5 protein-coding genes and 1 pseudogene are annotated in these 17,581 nt (G+C 73.5%); all 6 read left to right on the top strand.

Annotation, left to right across the window (positions count from 1 at the left end):
• Positions 1 to 70 precede the first annotated feature (70 nt).
• The gene (locus V6V89_RS25075) at positions 71 to 8,845 is read left to right on the top strand and encodes an SDR family NAD(P)-dependent oxidoreductase (RefSeq protein WP_334621774.1); all 8,775 of its coding nucleotides are present in this window, start codon (positions 71 to 73) and stop codon (positions 8,843 to 8,845) included.
• 14 nt (positions 8,846 to 8,859) lie between these two features.
• A pseudogene (locus V6V89_RS25080) lies at positions 8,860 to 13,218 on the top strand (type I polyketide synthase); the annotation flags it as partial.
• A gap of 37 nt (positions 13,219 to 13,255) precedes the next feature.
• Positions 13,256 to 14,212 (top strand): ACP S-malonyltransferase, encoded by a 957-nt coding sequence (locus V6V89_RS25085; protein ID WP_334621776.1) that lies wholly within the window; start codon positions 13,256 to 13,258, stop codon positions 14,210 to 14,212.
• Entirely contained in the window at positions 14,209 to 15,747 is a 1,539-nt protein-coding gene (locus tag V6V89_RS25090; protein WP_334621778.1) for an FAD-dependent oxidoreductase, read from the top strand. Before V6V89_RS25085 ends, V6V89_RS25090 begins: the two co-directional genes overlap by 4 nt.
• A gap of 102 nt (positions 15,748 to 15,849) precedes the next feature.
• Positions 15,850 to 16,755, top strand: a complete 906-nt coding sequence (locus V6V89_RS25095; protein ID WP_334621779.1) for an ABC transporter ATP-binding protein — start codon at positions 15,850 to 15,852, stop codon at positions 16,753 to 16,755.
• A complete protein-coding gene (locus V6V89_RS25100; RefSeq protein ID WP_334621780.1) occupies positions 16,752 to 17,522 on the top strand; it encodes an ABC transporter permease in 771 nt (256 codons plus the stop codon). Before V6V89_RS25095 ends, V6V89_RS25100 begins: the two co-directional genes overlap by 4 nt.
• Positions 17,523 to 17,581: the final 59 nt, after the last annotated feature.

A 17,581-nucleotide genomic window follows, 5' to 3' on the forward strand; every position in this document is an offset into this window, starting at 1 on the left:
CATGGCCGCAGACACCACCACCGGAACATTCACGCCCACCCTCCGCAGTGGACGACCCGAGCCGGAAGCGATGGCGACGGCCCTGGCCTCTCTCCACACGACCGGTGCGCCCATCCGCTGGGACTCCGTATTCGGCGGGCCGCGCCGGCGCGTCGAGCTGCCGACGTACCCGTTCCAGGGCCAGCAGTACTGGTTCGACCCGCCGGCCGCCCTCGGTGACGCCGGTGACCTCGGGCTGGACGGTGCCGGCCACCCGCTGCTGGCCGCGTCCGTCGCGCTGGCCGGCAGCGACGGGTACCTGCTCACCGGGCGGGTGTCGGCAGCCACCCACCCGTGGCTCGGCGACCACACCATCATGGACACCGTCCTGGTGCCCGGCACCGCGCTGCTCGACCTCGCGCTGTACGCCGGCGACCGGGTCGGCTGCGGCCGGGTGGAGGAGCTGACCCTCCAGGCGCCGCTGGTGCTGCCCGAGCGCGGCGCCGTGCACATCCAAGTGGCGGTCGACGCGCCGGACGAGCACGGCCGGCGGGCGGTCACCATCCACTCGCGACCCGACCGGGGCGCCTCCGGATCGGTCGATGACGCCGCCGACCAACCGTGGACCCGCCACGCCACCGGCACCCTTGGCGGCGAGGCGGACGGCGTACCCGACGAGCTGACGGCGTGGCCACCGGCCGGCGCCACGGCGCTGGACCTCGACGGCGCCTACGCCCGGCTGGCCGAGGTCGGCCTCACCTACGGCCCGGCGTTCCAGGGGCTAGCCGCCGCGTGGCGGCGCGGAGACGAGGTGTACGCGGAGGTGGCGCTGCCCGCCGAGGCCGCCGACCCGTCCGGGTACGGGATCCATCCGGCGCTGCTGGACGCCGCCCTGCACCCGGTCGCGCTGGCCGCGCTGTCGGCCGGCGGCGACCAGATCCGGCTGCCGTTCTCGTGGTCGGGCGTGGCGCTGCACGCGTCGGGTGCCACCGCCCTGCGGGTCCGGTTGACGCCGGGCGGCGGCGACACGCTGCGGCTCGCGGTCGCCGACGCGGCGGGACTGCCAGTGGCGACGGTGACGGCGCTGGCCGCCCGTCCGGTATCGGCCGCACAGCTCGCGAACGCGCGCGGTGGCGTGGACGACGCCCTGTTCGAACTGTCCTGGACGCCCCTCCCGGACGCCGAGTCAAGCGTGGACACGGCCGTGGCGGTCCTGGAGATGGTGACGACGGCCATCGAGGTGGCCGGCGCCAGAGCCGGGTCCGTAGCCGAGGCGGCCACCTGGGCCGACGAGGGCCGCCTGCCAGAAGCCGTGCTGCTTCCGTGCCCTCCCGACGACACAGTCGCCGGGGTACACCACGGCGTCCGCAGTGTCCTGACGGTGCTCCAGGAGTGGCTCGCCGAGCCACGGCTCGCCGGCACGCGACTGGTCGTCCTGACCAGCCACGCGGTGGCCGCTCGCCCCGGTGACGACGCCGCGGACCTGGCGGGCGCGGCGGTCAGCGGGCTGGTCCGCTCCGCGCAGGCCGAGCACCCCGGTCGGATCGTGCTGCTGGACACCGACGGCGAACCGGGCTGGGCGGGCATCCTGCCGGCCGCCCTCGCGACCGGGGAACCGCAGCTCGCGATCCGGTCGGGGCGGCTGCACGCACCACGGCTCAACCGAAGTGGACGGCGCGCGGCGCTGGCCCCACCGGCCGGTCAGACCGCCTGGCGGGTCGACCTCGACGGCCCCGGCACCCTGGAGAACCTGGCCCTGGTGCCCAGCCCGGACGCCTCCGCACCGCTCGCGCCCACCCAGGTGCGGGTGGCTGTACGGGCCACCGGGCTCAACTTCCGCGACGTGCTCATCGCTCTCGGCATGTACCCCGGCGAGGCGCTCATCGGCAGCGAGGCGGCCGGTGTCGTGACCGAGGTTGGTGCGGAGGTCACCCGCCTGGCCCCCGGCGACCGGGTGATGGGGCTGTTCTCCGGCGCCATGGGACCGGTCGCGGTCACCGACCACCGGCTCCTCGCGCCCGTACCGGCCGGTTGGTCGTTCGGCCAGGCCGCGGGCGTGCCGATCGTGTTCCTCACCGCCTACTACGCGCTGCGCGACCTGGCCGGAATCCAGCGTGGACAGTCGCTTCTGGTGCACGCGGCGGCCGGTGGCGTCGGCATGGCCACCGTGCAGCTGGCCCGGCACTGGGGCGTCGAGGTGTACGCCACCGCCAGCCAAGGCAAGTGGCCGACCCTGCACCGGCTCGGCATACCGCCCGAGCGCATCGCCTCCTCGCGGACCCTGGACTTCGAAACGGCTTTCCGGTCGGCCACGGAAGGGCGCGGCGTCGACGCGGTGCTCAACGCGCTCGCCGGCGACTTCATCGACGCGTCGCTGCGGCTGCTGCCGCGCGGCGGCACGTTCCTGGAGATGGGCAAGACCGACCTGCGCGACCGCGAAAGCGTCGAGGCGGACCACCCGGGTGTGGCGTACCGGCCGTTCGACCTGCTCGACGCCGGCCCCGACCGTACGCAGGAGATCCTGGTCGAGCTGGCCGCCCTGTTCGACAGCGGCGCCATCGAGCCGCTGCCCACGACCGGCTGGCACATGCAGCACGCGCCGCACGCCTTCCGGCACCTGAGCCAGGCGCGGCACGTCGGCAAGATAACGCTGACGCTCCCGCCGACGCTGGACCCGGACGGCACGGTGCTCGTCACCGGCGCCACCGGCACGCTCGGCGGACTCGTCGCCCGGCACCTGGCCGAGGAGCACGGCGTACGCCACCTGCTGCTGGTGTCGCGGCGGGGCCCCGACGCCCCCGGCGCCGAGTCCCTCGCCGAGTTCGGCCGGGTCGTCGCCTGTGACACCGCCGACCGGAACGCGGTCGCTGGCCTGCTCGCCAGCATCCCCGACGCGCACCCGCTCACCGCTGTCGTGCACACCGCGGGCATCGCCGACGACGCCACGATCGAGTCGCTGACCCCGGACCGGGTCGACGCGGTGCTGCGGGCCAAGGTGGACGCCGCCTGGCACCTGCACGAGCTGACCGCCGACCTGGACCTGGCCGCGTTCGTGCTGTTCTCCTCCGCCGCCGGCGTGCTCGGCGCGCCCGGTCAGGGCAACTACGCCGCCGCCAACGCGTTCCTCGACGCACTCGCCGCACACCGGCACGCGCGCGGGCTTCCGGCCACGTCGCTGGCGTGGGGCCTGTGGGCGCAGGCAAGCGGCATCACCGGCGCCCTCACCGACGCCGACCGTGCCCGGATGGCCCGCGGCGGCCTGCGTGCGCTGTCCACAGCGGAGGGCCTGCGCCTGTTCGACACCGTGCTGGACACCGCACAGCCGCTCGGCACGCCGGTGGCGGTACCGGCGAAGCTGGACCTGTCGACGCTGCGCGCCCTCGCGCGGACCGCGCCGCTCCCGCCGATCCTGCGCGGCCTGGTCCGGGCACCCAGCCGGCGCACGGCGAGCGCCGGGGCGGCGGACGGCGGCGCCACCCTCGCTCGCCGTCTGGCCGAACTGTCCGAGTCGGACGGCCGGCGGCTGCTGCTCGACCTGGTTCGCACGCACGTCGCGGCGGTGCTGGGGCACGCGTCGATCGAGGCGGTCGACGCCGACCGGGCTTTCCAGGAGTCGGGCTTCGACTCGCTGACGGCGGTCGAGCTGCGCAACCGGCTCGATGCCGCCACCGGGCTGCGGCTCTCGGCGACGCTGGTCTTCGACTATCCGACCCCGGCCACGCTGGCCGGGTACCTGCGCGACGAGCTGGTCGGTGGCCAGCCGGCCGGTGCTCCGGTGACGGTGGCTACCGCTGTCGACGCGGGCGAGCCGATCGCCATCGTCGGCATCGCCTGCCACTACCCCGGCGGGGCGGACTCGCCGGAAGGGCTGTGGCGCCTCGTCGCCTCCGGCTCGGAGGCGCTGTCGGGCCTGCCCGAGGAGCGCGGCTGGGACGCCGATGAGCTGTACGACCCGGATCCGGCCGCGTCCGGGAAGATCTACACGCGGGTGGGTGGCTTCCTGGACGCCGCTGACCGCTTCGACGCCGCGTTCTTCGGCATCAACCCCCGCGAGGCCGCCGCCAGCGACCCGCAGCAGCGGCTGCTGCTGGAGACCGCCTGGGAGACCTTCGAACGCGCCGGAATCGACCCCACCACCGTGCGCGGCAGCCGCACCGCCGTGTACGTCGGCGCCGCGGCCCAGGACTACGCCTCGCGGTTGCACGGCATACCCGAGGGCTACGAGGGTTATCTGTTGACCGGCAACACGGCGAGCGTCGCGTCCGGCCGCCTCTCCTACACGTTCGGGCTGGAAGGCCCGGCGGTCACCGTCGACACGGCGTGCTCGTCATCGCTCGTGGCGCTGCATCTGGCGGCCCAGTCGCTGCGGCAGGGCGAGTGCGACATGGCACTCGCGGGCGGTGTGGCGGTGCTGTCGACCCCTGCGCTGTTCCTGGAGTTCAGCCGCCAGCGCGGTCTCGCGCCCGACGGGCGCTGCAAGGCGTTCGCCGCCGCCGCCGACGGCACCGGCTGGGGCGAAGGCGCGGGACTGCTGCTGCTGGAGCGCCTGTCCGACGCCGAACGTAACGGCCACCGCGTCCTCGCGGTCATCAAGGGCTCCGCCGTCAACCAGGACGGCGCCAGCAACGGCTTGACCGCACCCAACGGCCCATCCCAACAACGCGTCATCCGCCAAGCCCTCGCCAACGCCGGCCTGTCACCGGCCGATGTGGACGCCGTCGAAGCACACGGCACCGGCACCACCCTCGGCGACCCGATCGAGGCACAGGCGCTGCTCGCCACCTACGGCCAGGACCGCGACCGTCCACTGTGGCTCGGATCGATCAAGTCGAACATCGGGCACACGGGTGCGGCGGCCGGCGTGGCGGGCGTCATCAAGATGGTGATGGCCTTGCGCAACGGCCAGCTCCCCCAGACGCTGCACGTCGACCGGCCCTCGCCGCACGTCGACTGGACCACCGGCGCTGTCGAACTGCTCACCGAGGCCCAGCCATGGCAGGGCGACAACCGGCCGCGCCGCGCCGGCGTCTCGTCGTTCGGCATCAGCGGGACCAACGCCCATCTCATCATCGAAGAGGCACCGCCCGCCGACGCACCGCCGGCCACCGAGCCGGCCGGTCCCGCACCGCTCGTGCTGTCCGCCAAGACGGAAGCTGCTCTGCGCGAGCAGGCCGCCACCCTGGCGGCAAGCATCGGCCAAGACACCAACCTCGCGGATGTCGCCTACTCCCTCGCCACCACGCGGGCGGCGTTCGAGCACCGTGCCGTGGTCGTCGGCGAGGAGAAGGAGGGCCTGCGGGCGCTAGCCGCGGGCCAGCCCGCCGCCAACCTGGTGCAGGGTGTCGCAGTCGGCGGGCGGACGGTGTTCGTCTTCCCCGGGCAGGGCTCCCAGTGGACCGGCATGGCGCTGGACCTTATGGACAGCTCCCCGGTGTTCGCCGACCACATGCGACGCTGCGCCGACGCCCTCGCACCCCACCTCGACCTACTCAAAGAACTGCGCGGCCCCCTCGACCGGGTCGACATCGTCCAACCCGCCCTCTTCGCCGTCATGACCTCACTCGCCACCCTATGGCAGCACCACGGCGTACAACCCGACGCCGTCATCGGCCACTCCCAAGGCGAAATCGCCGCCGCCTACGTCGCCGGCGCACTGTCCCTCCAGGACGCAGCCCACGTGGTGGCCCTACGCGCCAAAGCCATCACCGCACTGCCGCCTGGCGGCGGCATGGCCTCAATCACCCGGCCAGCCAACGAACTGGACCTGCCCGAAGGCCTGCACGTCGCCGCCGTCAACGGACCATCCTCGACCGTCGTCGCCGGTGACGCCGACCTCCTAGAGGCCTTCGTCACCCAATGCGAGGCCACCGGCGCCCGAGCACGCAAGATCGCCGTCGACTACGCCTCGCACAGCCCCCACGTCGAAGCCATCCGCGACGACATCCTGGCGGCGCTGGCCGGCATCACACCGCGCTCCTCCGGGATCCCGTTCTACTCCACACTGACCGGCGGGCTCCTGGACACCACTGCGCTCGACTCCGACTACTGGTACCGCAACCTGCGCCACACCGTCCAACTCCACGACACGGTCGAGGCCCTCAAGAAAGACGGGCACCGGCTCTTCGTCGAGTGCAGCCCGCACCCCGTCCTCGTCTCGGCCCTCGACGCCACCGCCATCGGCACGCTGCGCCGCGACGAAGGCCACACCCGCCTCCTCACCTCGCTCGCCGAGGCACACGTCCACGGCGCGCGGGTCGACTGGACCACCGTCGTGAAGGGACGCTTCGTCGACCTGCCCACCTACGCCTTCCAGCGTGAGCGGTACTGGCTCGACGTCCCCGCCACCGGCACCGATCTCACGCCGACCGGCCACCCGATCCTCACCGGCGTCACGGACCTGCCCGACACCGACATCACGCTGTTCACCGGGCGGCTGTCGCTCGGTACGCACCCGTGGCTCGCCGACCACACGGTCATGGAGAGCGTCATCCTCCCCGGCACCGCCTACGTCGACCTCGCGCTCCATGCGGGCGCGCACGTGGGCAACGAGCGGATCGAGGAGCTGACCATCGAGGCACCGCTGACCGTCCCCGAGCGGGGAGCGGTCGACGTGCGCCTCACGGTCGGCGCAGCCGGCGACAGCGGGCACCGTCCGATCACCGTCCACTCGCGACCCGCTGGCGACGACGACATCGAGTGGACGCGGCACGCCACCGGCCACCTGGGAAGCGCCACGGCTGTCCAGGGCGGCGAGCTGGCCGGCACGTGGCCTCCCGCCGACACCCACGCCCTGGACGCCGCCGGCCTCTACGACCACCTCGCCACCCTCGGCCTCACCTACGGCCCGCTCTTCCAAGGCGTCCAGCAAGCCTGGCAGAACGGCGACCACATCTACGCCGACATCACACTCCCCGACGACACGCCCGACATCCACCGGTACACCATCCACCCCGCCCTGCTCGACGCCGCACTGCACGCGATGGTGCTCGGTACCAGCGGCGACGGCGGCCGGTCGGCGTACCTGCCCTTCACGTGGAGCGGGGTGTCGGCGCACGCGAGCGGCGCCGAGGCGCTGCGGGTGCGGATCACGCCCGCCGGGCGGGACGCGATCGCGCTGTCGGTGGCCGACCGGGCCGGCGCCCCGGTGGCGACGGTCGAGTCGCTGGCTGTGCGCCCCATCAGCCCGGAGCAGCTCGCGGCGGGATCTCAGCGCGACACGCTCTTCCGGGTCGACTGGGTGCCCGTGCCTGCTGACGACCCGCTCCCCGACGGCGCGACGGTCGTCGAGGTGACCGGCGACGACCCGGCCCAGGTCACCAAACACGTCCTGGCCCAGATCCAACAAACGACCGGCCCGCTCGTATTCACCACCCACGGCGACCTCGCGGGAGCGGCAGCCCGCGGCCTGATCCGCTCCGCACAGACCGAGAACCCCGACCGCATCACCGTCATCGACCTCGACCACGAATACGACACCATCCCGTTCAACGCCACCGAACCAGAGATCACCATCCGCGACGGCCAGGCATACGCCCCACGCCTCGCCCGCATCACGGAACCAGCCGGTGAGAAGCCGGACCTGAGCGGTGGCACCGTGCTCGTCACCGGCGGCACCGGCACCCTCGGAACCCTCGTCACCCGCCACCTCCAAACCACATACGGCGTCAAACACCTCGTACTCGCCTCCCGCCGAGGCCCACACGCACCCGGCGCCGACAAGCTGACCGGACCAGGCATCGACATCGTCGCCTGCGACACCAGCGACCGCGACGCACTCACCGCGCTCATCGACTCCATTCCAGACCTCACCGCCGTCATCCACACCGCGGGGATCCTGCGCGACGGCACTGTCCCGAACCTGACCGCCGAGCACGTCGACGACGTCTTCGGCCCCAAGGTCGACGCCGCGCGGCACCTGCACGAGCTGACCCAGGACCTGGACCTCAAGGCATTCGTGCTCTACTCCTCAGCCGCCGGCACCCTCGGCACACCCGGACAAGGCAACTACGCCGCCGCCAACGCCTACCTCGACGCCCTCGCCCACCACCGCCACGCACAGGGGCGCGTCGCCACCTCGATCGCATGGGGCCTCTGGGCCGACAGCAGCGCCATGACCGGGCACCTCGACAGCACCGACCGGAGCCGGCTGACCCGCAACGGCCTGGTGCCGCTCACCGCCGAGCAGGGACTGTCCATGCTGGACGCCGCTCTCAGCGCCGGCCATGCCAGCGTGCTCGCCGCGCGGCTGGACATGCCGCGGCTGCGCGCGCTGGCGACGGCCGGTGCGTTGCCGCCCGCCCTGCGGGGCGTGGTGCGCGTGCCGGCGCGGCGGGTACGGGCAGACGACGGGGCGCTGCGACAGAAGCTCGCCGGGCTGGGCGAGGCGGAACAGCACCAGGTGCTGCTGGAGCTGGTGCGCACGCACATCGCGGCCGTACTGGGGCACGCGTCGGCCACGGCGGTCGAGCCGGACCGCGCGTTCCAGGAGCTCGGGTTTGACTCTCTCACCGCCGTCGAACTGCGTAACCGGCTCACCGCGATCAGCGGGCTGAAGCTGCCGGCCACGCTCGTGTTCGACTACCCGACGCCGGCGGGGCTGGCCGGGTACCTGCGGCAGAAGCTGGCGCCCGACGGGGCCGACGCCGTGGCGCCGGTCTTCGCGGAACTCGACCGCCTGGAGGCCGCGCTGCGCGGTGTCGGCAGCGACGACACCCACCGCACCCGCATCACCTCCCGCCTACAGACGCTGCTGGCCAAGTGGACCGAGACGCGCGCGGAGGCCGAGGCAACGGCCACGGACCGGATCCAGGCGGCGAGCGCCGAGGAGATCTTCGACTTCATCGACCGCGAGTTGGGGCGGGCCTGAAAGGTGTGCACGCGATGACCAACGAGGAAAAGCTCATCGACTATCTGAAGTGGGTGACGGCGGACCTCCAGCGCACCCGGGAACGGGTGCTGGAGCTGGAGTCCGCTCGGCCGGAGCCGATCGCGATCGTGGCGATGGCGTGCCGGTACCCGGGCGGCGTCGACGGTCCGGAGGACCTGTGGGACCTGGTGGCCGCTGGCACCGACGCGATATCCGGGTTCCCGGTCGATCGCGGCTGGCCGATCGACCGGCTGTACGACCCCGACCCGGACCGCGTGGGCACGACGTACGCGCGGGAGGGTGGCTTCCTGTACGACGCGGACCGGTTCGACGCCGCGTTCTTCGGCATCAGCCCCCGCGAGGCGCTCGCCATCGACCCGCAGCAACGGCTGTTGCTGGAGACCTCGTGGGAGGTCGTCGAGCGGGCCGGCCTCGACCCGGCGTCGCTGCGCGGCAGTCGCACCGGTGTCTTCGCGGGCGTGATGTACAGCGACTACGCGTCGCGCCTGATGCACCAGGTGCCGGACGGGTTCGAGGGCATCCTCGGCAACGGCAGCGCGGGCAGCATCGCCTCGGGCCGCCTGGCATACATCCTGGGCCTGGAGGGTCCGACGCTGACCGTCGACACCGCGTGCTCGTCGTCGCTGGTGGCGGTGCACCTGGCCGCGCAGGCGCTGCGGCAGGGTGAGTGCGAGCTCGCGCTGGCCGGCGGCGTGGCGGTAATGGCGACCCCGGGCACCTTCGTGGAGTTCAGCCGGCAGCGCGGGCTCGCGCCCGACGGGCGGTGCAAGTCGTTCGCGGCGGCGGCCGACGGTGCCGGGTGGTCCGAGGGCGTCGGCCTGCTGTTGCTGGAACGGCTCTCCGACGCCCAGCGTCACGGCCACCCCGTGCTCGCCGTCGTGCGCGGCTCGGCGGTCAACCAGGACGGTGCCAGCAACGGCCTCACCGCCCCGAACGGCCCGTCACAGGAACGGATGGTGCGCCAGGCGCTCGCGAACGCGCGCCTGTCCCCGGCCGACGTCGACGCGGTGGAGGGGCACGGCACCGGTACCACGCTGGGCGACCCCATCGAGGCGCAGGCACTTCTCGCGACGTACGGCCAGGAGCGCGACCGTCCACTGTGGCTCGGCTCGATAAAGTCGAACATCGGCCACACGCAGGCCGCGGCCGGCGTCGCCGGCATCATCAAGATGGTCATGGCCCTGCGGCACAACCTGCTGCCCCAAACGCTGCACGTCGACGCGCCGTCGCCCCACGTGGACTGGTCGTCGGGTGCCGTCTCGCTGCTGACCTCGGCGCAGCCGTGGGAACGCAACGGGCATCCGCGCCGGGCCGGCGTCTCCTCGTTCGGCATCAGCGGCACCAACGCCCACGTCATCGTCGAGGAGGCGCCAGAGGCCAGCGAGACGTCCCGGCCGGAGCGGAGCACGGGAACGGTACCGCTGGTGGTGTCGGCGCGCACGGAGGCCGCGCTGCGCGCGCAGGCCGGCAAGCTGGTGTCGCTCGTGGACGGTAGCGCCGACCTGGCCGACGCGGCGTGGTCGCTCGCGACGACGCGGAGCGTGTTCGAGCACCGCGCGGTCGTGGTCGCCGCCGACGCGGTGCGGGCGCGGGCCGGCCTGGCCGCGATCGCAGGCGGCGAGCCGGCCACGAACGCCGTCGCGGGCCGCACCACGCCGGGGCGGCTCGCGTACCTGTTCACCGGGCAGGGCAGCCAACGCCACGGCATGGGCAGCACCCTCTACGACACCTACCCGGTCTTCGCCGAAGCACTCGACGAGACCATCGCCGCCGGGCTCCCCACCGAACTACGCGACATCATGTTCGCCCCCAACGACGACCGGCTACACCAAACCCGATACACCCAACCCGCCCTGTTCGCACTCCAAACCGCGCTCTACAAGCTGCTGACATCATTCGGAGTCACACCCGACTACCTACTGGGCCACTCCATCGGCGAAATCACCGCCGCCCACCTCGCCGGCGTCCTCTCCCTGCCCGACGCCGCCACGCTCGTCACCGCACGCGCCGAGCTGATGCAGGAACTGCCCACCGGGGGTGCCATGCTCGCGGTCCGGGCCCGGGAGGACGACGTGGCGCCGCTGGTCGACGAGCGGCGCGAGCGCGTCGGCATCGCGGCGGTCAACGGGCCACACTCCGTGGTCATCTCCGGCGACGAAGAAGCGGTGGCCGACCTCGAACGGATCTGGCGAGCCCAGAGCCGGCGCGTCAAGCGGCTCACCGTCAGCCACGCGTTCCACTCCCCGCAGATGGACGGGATGCTGGAAGACTTCCGGAAGGTCGCCGCCTCGCTGGCCTACGCGCCCCCGGCCATCCCGGTCGTGTCCAACCTGACCGGCGACGTCACCGGCGAGGTGGCCACGCCGGAGTACTGGGTGCGGCACGTGCGGCAGGCGGTGCGGTTCCGCGACGGCGTCGACCGGCTGCACGCCGAAGGCGTCACCACCTACCTGGAACTGGGCCCGGACGCGGTACTCACCGCGATGGCGCAGGAGTGCCTCTCAGCACACGACGCTCCGGCCGCCCTGGCCCCCCTGCTGCGGCGGGACCGTGAGGAGCCGGAGGCGCTGCTCGCCGGCCTGGCACAGGCACACGTGCGGGGTGTCCGCGTGGACTGGCGACCGGCGTTCACGGGCATGGAGGCCCGTCGGATTCCGCTGCCGACGTACCCGTTCCAGCGCGAGCGGTACTGGCTCGACCTGCCCGCTACCATCACGGCGGCCGGTGACCCGGACGAGCCCTTCTGGGCCGCCGTCGAGCGGGAGGACCTGGTCGGTGTCACCGCGACCCTCGGCGCCGACGACGGCCAACGCGAGGCGCTGCGCGAACTGCTGCCGGCGCTGTCCGCGTGGCGGCGCCAGCGCCGCTGGCGGTACCGGCTGCGGTGGCAGCCGGTCGCGGAACCGCCCGGGACCGGCCTGTCCGGCACCTGGCTGCTGCCCGTACCGGCGGCACTCGCCGGCGACCCATGGGTGGCGGCGGTGGCGGCGGCCATGACCGCGGCCGGCGCCAACGTGGTACCGGTAACCGGCGAGGTCGCAGCAGGTGGGGACGTCGCCGGCGTGCTGTCGTTGCTCGCCCTGGACGAGGACCAGACAGCCACCCTGAAGGCAACGCTGGCGCTGGTCACGCAGGTGCGGGCTCCCATATGGGCGGCCACCCGCGGCGCCGTGTCGACCGGCGACGGTGATCCACCGGCCGCGCTGGGCCAGGCGGCCGCCTGGGGTCTGGGTCGCGCGCTCGCGGCCGAGTACCCGGACCGCTGGGGTGGCCTGATCGATCTTCCGTCCAACCTGGACAGCCGCGCCGCCGACCACCTGGCGCGCGCCCTCGCGAGTGGCGGTGAGGCGGAGGTCGCGGTGCGCGCGGGCGGCGCGTTCGTCCGGCGGCTCGTACCAGCGGCCGACTCCGGCGCCGGCTGGCGTCCACGCGGCACGGTGCTCGTCAGCGGCGGCACCACCCCACTAGGCCGGCACGCCGTCCGCTGGCTGGCCCAGCACGGCGCGACGGTGCGCGAGTGCGACGCCACCGACCGGGACGCGCTCGCGGCCCTCGTCGAGGCGGAGCCACCGGACGCCGTCGTGCACCTGGCAACGGCGGGCCCGACCACGCTGGATCACGCCGACGCCGCCCTGGCCGCCACCACCGTGGCCCTGGCCAACCTCGACGAGCTGACCGGCGACCTCGCGGCGTTCGTGGTGTTCGGTGACGTGGCCGGCACGCTCGGCGTACCCGGGCACGGCGGCCCGGCTCCGGCGCAGGCGTACATCGAGGCGTTCGCCGCGCGGCGCCGGGCGGCGGGCCAGCCGGCCACCGTCGTCGCGTGGGGGCCGGACGGCGACGAGCTGACCGGCCACGGCCTGCGCCCGGTGGTGCCGCGGCTCGCCATCGGCGTACTGGAGCAGGCGTCCACACCGGACGGCGCGCCACTGGCGGTCTTCGAGGCCGACTGGGCGCGGCTGCTGGCCAGCACCCCCCACTCCGGCGCCCGGCGGCTGTTCCAGACCGTGCCCGACGCGGCGCAGGCCGCCACGGCGGAAGCCGCACAGGTCGACGATGTCGAGGCCATCGCGGCGCTCCGCGAGCGGCTCGCCGCCCTGCCCGAGCCCGACCAGGTGCAGGCTCTGCTCGACCTGGTGCGCACGCACGCCGCGGCGGTGCTCGGTTACCCGTCTCCGGCACAGATCGACGCCGACGGCAGCTTCCTGGAGATGGGCTTCTCCTCGTTCACGGCCCTGGAGCTGGGCAACCGGCTCCGCGCCCTCGGGGTGGTGGTGCCGCCGGTGGCGGTGTACGACCATCCGACCCCGGCAGCACTTGCCCAGTACCTGCGCTCGGACCTGTTCGCGTGACCACGGAAACAACGATCCACATAGGAAGGGGTTCATGATGGCGCTGGCCTACATTCTCGGCGGCGGCTTCATCGACGGTCCAAGCACGGGGCTGGACCTGTACGAGCAGTATCCGACGGTGCGTGCCCTCTACGAGGAGGTGACCGACGCGACCGGCTTCACCGTCGAGCAGATCACCCGGGAGGAGCTGCCCGACGAGCTGGCGCTGCGCTGGTGCCTCGGCGAGATCCGGCAGGGCGCGCTCCAGCTGGCGCTCCACGACGTGCTCGCCGAGCACGGCATCCGCCCGGCGATGGTGGGCGGGCTCAGCCTCGGGGCGCTGACAGCCGCCGTGATGTCGGGCTCGCTTCGCCGGCGGGAGCTGTTCGGCATCCTGTCGACCAAGCGTGACATCCGGTACCCGGGCCCCGGCGACCCGGAGGAGGGACTGGCGCTGATGTCGATGCCGGTCGACGCCGACCCGGCGGCCTACCTGGCGGGCATCGACGGCGTGTACCCGGCCATCCACTTCGGACCGACGAACGATGGCGAGTCCCGGATCACGGTCATCGCCGGCTACCAGGATGCGATCGCCAAGGCCGCGGCCGACGTGCCGACCGGGTGCGTGGTGACGCCGCTGCCCAACCGCCCGTTCGCGGCGCACTCGCCGCTGTGGAAGCACGCGAGCGACTTCCTGGAGCCGCACGTCGCGGCGGCCACGTTCGCCGATCCGCGGATCCCGGTCGTCAACAGCCTCGCGCCCGAGACCATCACGACGGGCGAGGCGGTGCGGCAGATGTTCAGCCGCAACCCGGCCGAGCCGGTCAGCCTCGCCTACCTGTACGAGGAGATGTGGCGCAACGGCACGAAGCTCGCGTTCGCGCTCGGTTCCGGCGTGCCGCCGGCGGGCGTGCTGAAGCTGCCGTTCCCGGTGGTGTACCTGGAGACCGTCGACGACCTCGCCGAGGCCTTCACGGCGGCGGACGACGCGGGCATCGAGCGGAGCGCGGCATGACGGCGGGTACGGAAGGCGCGGCGAACGCCGAGACCGTCGTCGTCGTGGGCGCCGGCCCCACCGGCCTGATGCTCGCCTGCGAGCTGGCACTCGCCGGCGCCCGGCCGGTGGTACTGGAGCGGCTGCCCGAGCACAGTGGACAGGCGCCCGGCATGGCGATCAACTCGACGGTGGTCGAGCTGCTCGACCAGCGCGGCCTCATGGACCCGCTGCGCGACGAGAGCCTGGAGTGGCCGCAGGCACACTTCGCGCACCTGTTCCTGGAGCCGACCGAGCTGTCCGAGCCGCACGAGTACACCCACGTGCTGCCGCAGGCGCATCTCGAAAGGTGGCTTGAGGAGCGGGCCGGCGCGCTGGGCGCCCGCGTGCTGCGCGGCCACGAGGTGGTCGGCCTGGCACAGGACGCCGACGGCGTCACGGTGCGGGTCCGCTCCGGCGGCACCGAGCGCGACCTGCGCTGCGCCTACCTGGTCGGCTGCGACGGCGCCCGCAGCGCGGTGCGGCAGCTCGCGGGCATCGAGTTCCCCGGCACCGACGAGCCGTTCTACGGCATCGTCGGCGACCTGGCGACCGAGCTGACCGACGAGGTGATCGGCCACATTGGAGCCCACCAGTGCCCGGCCGGCGTGTACACGGTGTCGCCCTTCGGCCCTGGCGGGGTGCGCATCGCGACGGGCGAGTTCGACGCCGCGCCGCCGGACCCGGACGCCCCGGTGACGGTGGACGAGCTGCGCGAGAGCGTACGCCGTCTCACCGGCGCCGACCCGGTGCCCGGCGCCCCGATCTGGCTGGCACGGTGGCACAACGCCACCCGGCAGGCCGACCGGTACCGGGAGGGTCGGGTGTTCGTGGCGGGCGACGCCGCGCACGTGCACTTCCCGCTCGGCGGCCAGGCCATGAGCACCGGCATCGAGGACGCCGTGAACCTGGGCTGGAAGCTGGCCGCCGCGGTCGGCGGGTGGGCGGCGCCGGATCTGCTCGACACGTACCACGCCGAGCGGCACCCGGTGGGCGAGCGCGCCTGCCTCACCACCCGCGCGCAGGTGGCCCTGATGCACCCGATGTCGCGGGTTGCGCCACTGCGCGACGTGTTCAGCGAGTTGCTGCGCTTCCCGGACGTCAACGACTACCTGGTGCGGATGGCCGGCGGCCTCGACGTGCGGTACCGGATGGCCGGGCAGCCGAGCGGCGACGACGCGCACGCACTGCTGGGCCGCCGGCTGCCGGCGGTGCCGCTGAACACCGCGGACGGGCCGAGCAGCACCGCCCAGGTGCTCCGGACCGGCCGGGGCGTGCTGCTGGACTTCACCGGCCGGAACGGTCTCGACGAACGGCTCGACGGCTGGGCCGGCCGGGTCGACGTGGTGCGCGCCGAGCCGGAGCCGCGCATCGGTGCGTGCGCGCTGCTGCTACGACCGGACGGCCGGGTGGCGTGGGCGGCCGGCGACCGCGTGGAGCGTGCCGAGCAGGCGGGCCTGGGCAACGCGCTGCGCGCCTGGTTCGGCGCGCCCGCGCGGGCGGGCGCACCCGCCTGAGACCGGTGGCCACCGCACCGGCGGGATACCGCCGGTGCGGTACCGGCAAGACACCACGTACGTCGTACGCACAGGCGTGCCGCGCTCGCCAGGATGGAAGACGTGATCGAGGTAGACGGCCTGACCAAGCGCTTCGGGACGAAGGCGGCGGTCGACGGGCTCAGCTTCACCGTCCAGCCGGGCGTGGTGACCGGCTTTCTCGGGCCGAACGGTGCCGGCAAGACCACCACGATGCGCGTCCTGCTCGGCCTCGCCGCGCCCACGTCGGGCTCGGCGACTATCGGCGGCCGCCGGTACGCCGACATCGTCCGCCCGACGCGGACGGTCGGCGCGCTGCTGGACGCCCGGGCCGCGCACGGCGCCCGCACCGCGCACCACCACCTGCTATGCCTGGCGCAGGCGGCGGGACTGGGCCGCGAGCGGGTGGCCGAGGTGCTCGACCTGGTCGGCCTCACCTCGGTGGCGAGGTCTCGGGTGGGCACGTTCTCGCTCGGCATGTCACAGCGCCTCGGCATCGCGGTGGCGCTGCTGGGCGACCCGCCGGTGCTCATCTTCGACGAGCCGTTGAACGGGCTCGACCCCGAAGGCATCCGGTGGATCCGGGGGCTCATGCGCGGCATGGCCGGCGAGGGGCGCACGGTACTGGTCTCCAGCCACCTGATGAGCGAGATGGCGCTGGTCGCCGAGCGCCTCGTCGTGATCGGGCGCGGCCGGCTCATCGCCGACACCACAGTGGACGATTTCGTGGCCCGGCACTGCGCCGAGTCGATACTGGTGCGGGCCGACCGCCCCGACGAGCTGACAGCCGTCCTGCACGCCGCGGGCGCCGCCGTCGCCACGGAGGACGGCGACGCGCTGATCGTGACCGGTCTGAGCGGCACCGAGATCGGCAAGCTGGCGCTGGCCGAGCACGTGGTGCTCTCCGAGCTGACTCCCCACCGCAGCTCCCTGGAGGACGCGTTCATGGACCTGACCCGCGACACCGTCGAGTACGGGGCGGCGGCATGAGCGACGTGCTGAGCTCCGAGTGGACGAAGCTGCACAGCCTGCGCTCCACCTGGTACGCGGTGCTGGGCACGCTGGCCGTCGGCGTGGGCGTGGGGCTGATGTCCAGCCAGGCGCACGTCGGCTTCTACGGTTCGTCCGAGCCGGCCGACCAGGCCGCCTTCGACCCGACCGAGGCCAGCCTCAACGGCCTGCTCACCGCGCAACTGGTGATCTCGGTACTGGGCGTGCTCGCGATCACCTCCGAGTACGCGACCGGAATGATCGGGCCGAGCGCGCTGGCGGTGCCGCGTCGGGGCCGGCTGCTGGCCGCGAAGGCCGCCGTGTTCGCGCCGGTGGCGTTCGGCACCGGGCTCCTGGTCGCCTTCGGCGCCTTCCTGCCGGGGCAGGCGATGCTCGCGGCGGGCGGCGTGCCACACGCGAGCCTCGGCGATCCCGGCGTCCTGCGGGCGCTGGTCGGCTGCGGGCTGTACCTGACGGCGATCGGTCTGCTGGGGCTGGCGCTGGGCACCCTCTGCCGCTCCACGGCGGGCGCGATCGGGTGCCTGGTCACCGTGATCTTGCTGGTGCGCGTGCTCGCGCAGATGCTGCCCGAGGCCGCCTACGACGCGTTCGACAAGTACTGGCCGATCGTGGCCGGCGAACGCATCACCCACGTGGCACCGGACGCGGGCGCCCTTTCCCCCTGGGCCGGCTTCGCCCTCCTGGTCGCGGCGGTGGCCGCCACCCTGGCGGCCGCCCTGTGGACGCTGCGCGCACGTGACATCTAGTACAGCGCGAGCAGTAGTGGGGAACTACCGCCGGTGGAGGACGTCCGGCGGGCCCGGCG

It is taken from the genome of Micromonospora sp. CPCC 206061, from assembly GCF_036906915.1.
Classification (GTDB): domain Bacteria; phylum Actinomycetota; class Actinomycetes; order Mycobacteriales; family Micromonosporaceae; genus Phytohabitans.

Excerpts from the sequence above, each read along its gene's own strand:
- V6V89_RS25085 (WP_334621776.1), top strand. The coding sequence starts at position 13,256 with ATGGCGCTGGCCTACATTCTCGGCGGCGGCTTCATCGACGGTCCAAGC.
- V6V89_RS25090 (WP_334621778.1), top strand. The coding sequence starts at position 14,209 with ATGACGGCGGGTACGGAAGGCGCGGCGAACGCCGAGACCGTCGTCGTC.
- V6V89_RS25075 (WP_334621774.1), top strand. The coding sequence starts at position 71 with ATGGCGACGGCCCTGGCCTCTCTCCACACGACCGGTGCGCCCATCCGC.
- V6V89_RS25100 (WP_334621780.1), top strand. The coding sequence starts at position 16,752 with ATGAGCGACGTGCTGAGCTCCGAGTGGACGAAGCTGCACAGCCTGCGC.